The sequence below is a fragment of the Psychrobacter pasteurii genome (genome assembly GCF_900162815.1).
GTDB lineage: Bacteria > Pseudomonadota > Gammaproteobacteria > Pseudomonadales > Moraxellaceae > Psychrobacter > Psychrobacter pasteurii.
Genome location: NZ_FUGD01000165.1, coordinates 1 through 3,714, shown reverse-complemented (window position 1 = coordinate 3,714; position 3,714 = coordinate 1). Strand labels below are relative to the sequence as shown.

The window sequence follows — 3,714 nt, the reverse complement described above, 5'->3', positions numbered from 1 at the left end:
TAAATCAATTCCAACGCTGCCCTTACCACTTACTTGCTTAGGAAAGTCTTTAACGGTGATACACGCATACCAACGATTACGACTGTCTTGTACTATCTCAAGCGTGTTGATTTGATATAGACTGAGGTTGTAGCTATCGAATACATCGATGAGGAGCTTTTGACCTTTAGATAGTGATAGCTGAATTTTTGATTTAAGTGCTTTCTTTCCCGTTTGTCTTGTGCTTAGGTATTTGATAGCAGACTTTTTAAAAGGTATCCAGCCCAGTGTTTTGCGTTTTGCATCAGGACGATTGCTGCGCCAATGAAGTTTGGTTTTTTTAAACTGCTTACGCGCCTTGGCGTGAGTTTCATTGATAGCTTGCAGTGTTTGACTGTGTAATCCTAAATACTCACCGCTACCTTTGGTGTACTCACTTAGATCATAGGCACTAAAAAACTTACCGGTACGTTTTAGATGCTCAAAACTTAACGCATTAACATAGTTCCACACGAAGTTTACCGAACCGCTTAGACGATTCAGCTCTTTTATGTGTTTGTCTTTAATGCGTAGCTTGAGTGTTTTCATATGTTTAGTATGGCAAGTTTAATTTTGACTTACAACCCTTCAACGACTTCTTACGACAGTGTGTGTCGCCTTATATCCACCCCCTGAAGTGGGTGGTTTTACGGCGACTGGTGATAAAGATTCATGCAATAAAAAAGAGAGCCAATTGGCTCTCTTTTTTTAATCTATAATTGGGTTAATTGTAGGTATCTTATTCACTTTATTGGCTTCTTCAAAAGGCTTAACTTCTGGTTGTGTCGGTAAACCAATCTCTGCCAAATTATCTTCACCACCCACCTGAATATTTACCCCTTCAAAAGGGCGCTCACTATCATCACGATCTAACTGTAAACTTTCAAAATCAAACAATTTGCGGTCAGCCAGTTGTGAAGGTGCTACGTTCTGCATCGCTTTAAAGATAGAGGCCAAACGCTGCGGGTGAGCATCATCCCACTCACGCAGCATATCTTCTACCATCGCACGTTGTAGATTCTCCTGACTGCCACACAAGTTACACGGAATAATTGGGAACTCTTTATAACGAGCATATTTGACAATGTCTTTTTCTTCAACATAAGCTAAGGGGCGAATCAACACGTTTTGCTTGTCATCGCTAAGTAGCTTGGGCGGCATAGCTTTTAATGAGCCACCATGAAATAAGTTCAAGAAAAAAGTCGCTAAGATGTCATCGCGATGGTGACCTAAAGCAATCTTAGTTGCTCCAATTTGCTTAGCAAATCCGTATAAAGAACCACGGCGCAGGCGCGAGCAAGCTGAGCAATAAGTTTTACCCTCTGGCACCACACTTTTAACCACACTATAGGTGTCTTTTTCTAAAATATAATGGGGTATGCCTTGCTGCTGCAAATAATTTGGCAAGACCTCTTCTGGATAACCTGGTTGCTTTTGGTCTAAGTTTACGGCCACCACATCGAAGTTGATTGGAGCAATGCGCTTTAAAAACAGTAGGATATCAAGCAAAGTGTAGCTGTCTTTACCGCCTGACACGCACACCATAATCACATCACCGTCTTCAATCATATTGAAGTCACGGATGGCATGAGATACCTGTTTACGCAGCTTCTTTTGTAGTTTCTTAAAGCGGGTAGATTTTACCCCTTTATGTTCTACATCTTGCTCATCGGATAGCTCAAGCTCTGAGTCTTCCTCATCGTTTAGAGTATCAAGCACTTCATCTTGATTATTATCTAAAACCTTATAGGCCATATCAGCAGGATTAAAGGTTTGCGGCTGTGAAAAATTAGTTTGCATAATAAATCGCTATTCGCTGTCTGTATTTAGGCAGAGATTATATCAAATTGGTAGTTTTTACGCTTGTTTGATTGGGTTTTGGTAAAGATATTTGCAGTTCATATTTTGTTAAACAAAAAGAGCCCATCCCGAATTCTGTGTAACTGCAATTTAGATTAAATGCTTACTAACACGCTCATCGAACATAATCATAAAGCGATTAAGAGCAGACGTCCAGTTACGGATGGGCATCGACCACTTTTTAGACGCCTGCTGAGTTGTCTGGGCTACACCTGCCTGACTAAAACTTAACATAGCTACCATTAGGCTTCCGTAAACCACGCTCACTTTTAAACTTTCCATAAAACTTCCTTTAATTAATTTCATTCTATGAGCTATGTTTTTAATCACTTAGTATCTTGGTTAAATAAACTTAACACCCGCACAATATTAATTAGAAAAATTAACCCTATGGTTAAGTATAAACCTATAATGTTACAAATAAAAAGCATATTATTGATTTTTTCTTTATTATTGATGATATTTTTATATTTTTATTTAACTATCTTTATTGCTTATCCTTTTAAAATCATAACCCTACATAAATCGACTTATAACCAAGTCTAATTTTAAATAAATTTTTATTACCCTTTAATCTAAATTAGGTGATTTAATAACTGTAGTCTTATAATGGGTATAGCTATTTATCAGGCTTTCAATCAATTCCCACTATGTTTTATTTGAAAAGAGCGGACAGCCATGCAAAGTGAAAAACAGCCACCCACCTCCCCTCAAGACAAAGGAACAATAAGAAAGTGGCTACCTGCAATAGCCCTTGCTTTAGTCATACACGCCCTTTTATTAATTGTTTTTTTTAATAGTCAAAAAGACACAACTGCTAACGAATCAGAAGCCATAACGCAGACGACTGAAACGGCTACAGATTCTGAAGATTTAGAACACGAAAAAGAAGTCTTACTGACTTTAATAGAAGAGCGTTCCTCTACAGATGAGGAAGTGAGCGATGAAGATAAAACAGATGAAAAATCTGATGAGAACAGTTCTGATGACACTGAATCTGGCAATGATAAGAAAGATGAGGCGACCAAGTCAGAGAGTGATTCTAAAGCAGATGAGGCCAAAAAGGAGAATGATAAAGAGGATAAGGGAAGTAACAAAGATAAAAGTGAGCCTGTAAAAAGTACGACTCAAAATAGCGAAAAACAACAAAACACAAACCCGCCCTTAGACAGCAGTGCATATACTCCCCAGCCTGTGGTGAATCCAAATGATGCTGTTTTGCTACCCAGAGACTTACCCAAGGTAGAGCAAAACCCCTTAATTGGAAGTAATGACTATGCCAATACCGCTCAGCAGTCACAGGACCTTAGTGATCAGCTAAGTAGCGCGGTCAACGAAATAAAAGAGCAAAAGCTTCGTGAGATTGAAATGCAACAACAAGCCAGCAGAGCGGCTTACTTAAAAAATAACCCAGCCCCTACTCAGTCTGAAGCCACTGAACCGATTTCTAATTCAGTTGAGTAAGTCTCGTAGCCAATTTTTATAGACACTTTTTTAATATCTAATTGTTTACGACCTAAAAAAACCGGCCCTATAAAGGACTAACGCCTGTCAGTTAAGAGATTTTATAGCGGAATCGTAAAATTTGTTTTTTCTAAAGCCCGTTATTTATGGAGTCCTCTGGTTTTAAAAAACCACATTTTCGCTAAGTCTCTTGCTTAACTGACTGGCATTACCTTTGACTTCCTCCCCTCGCTAAACCGAGGGGATTCCTACATCTAGACGGTCAAGCCCGACCGCAAGGATGTTCTTAGCAGCATTGATATCTCTATCATGCCATGTGCCACACTCAGCACAAGCCCATCCTCTTATTCGCAAGCCTGCTCTACCTTTTGG

The 3,714-nt window shown here is 39.1% G+C and carries 5 protein-coding genes; 1 reads left to right on the top strand and 4 read right to left on the bottom strand.

Annotation, left to right across the window (positions count from 1 at the left end):
* The 3 genes from A1232T_RS13005 to A1232T_RS12995 all read right to left on the bottom strand — a co-directional run.
* On the bottom strand, nucleotides 1-567 hold a 567-nt coding region (locus A1232T_RS13005; RefSeq protein ID WP_279625899.1), incomplete at its 3' end, for a transposase.
* A gap of 159 nt (nucleotides 568-726) precedes the next feature.
* Nucleotides 727-1,818, bottom strand: coding sequence for a tRNA 2-thiocytidine(32) synthetase TtcA (ttcA, locus tag A1232T_RS13000; RefSeq protein ID WP_077449786.1), 1,092 nt, complete (start codon nucleotides 1,816-1,818; stop codon nucleotides 727-729).
* 150 nt (nucleotides 1,819-1,968) lie between these two features.
* Nucleotides 1,969-2,160, bottom strand: a complete 192-nt coding sequence (locus A1232T_RS12995) for a hypothetical protein (protein ID WP_077449785.1) — start codon at nucleotides 2,158-2,160, stop codon at nucleotides 1,969-1,971.
* Between the two features lie 396 nt (nucleotides 2,161-2,556).
* On the opposite strand from A1232T_RS12995, the gene A1232T_RS12990 reads away from it, so the two are divergent.
* Nucleotides 2,557-3,342 carry a hypothetical protein gene (locus tag A1232T_RS12990; RefSeq protein ID WP_077449784.1) on the top strand — a complete coding sequence of 262 codons (786 nt, stop codon included), beginning with the start codon at nucleotides 2,557-2,559 and terminating at the stop codon, nucleotides 3,340-3,342.
* 231 nt (nucleotides 3,343-3,573) lie between these two features.
* Here A1232T_RS12990 and A1232T_RS12985 read toward each other — a convergent pair whose 3' ends face one another.
* Nucleotides 3,574-3,696 (bottom strand): zinc ribbon domain-containing protein, encoded by a 123-nt coding sequence (locus tag A1232T_RS12985; protein WP_425272071.1) that lies wholly within the window; start codon nucleotides 3,694-3,696, stop codon nucleotides 3,574-3,576.
* Nucleotides 3,697-3,714: the final 18 nt, after the last annotated feature.

Excerpts from the sequence above, each read along its gene's own strand:
- A1232T_RS12990 (WP_077449784.1), top strand. The coding sequence starts at position 2,557 with ATGCAAAGTGAAAAACAGCCACCCACCTCCCCTCAAGACAAAGGAACA.
- ttcA (WP_077449786.1), bottom strand. The coding sequence starts at position 1,818 with ATGCAAACTAATTTTTCACAGCCGCAAACCTTTAATCCTGCTGATATG.
- A1232T_RS12995 (WP_077449785.1), bottom strand. The coding sequence starts at position 2,160 with ATGGAAAGTTTAAAAGTGAGCGTGGTTTACGGAAGCCTAATGGTAGCT.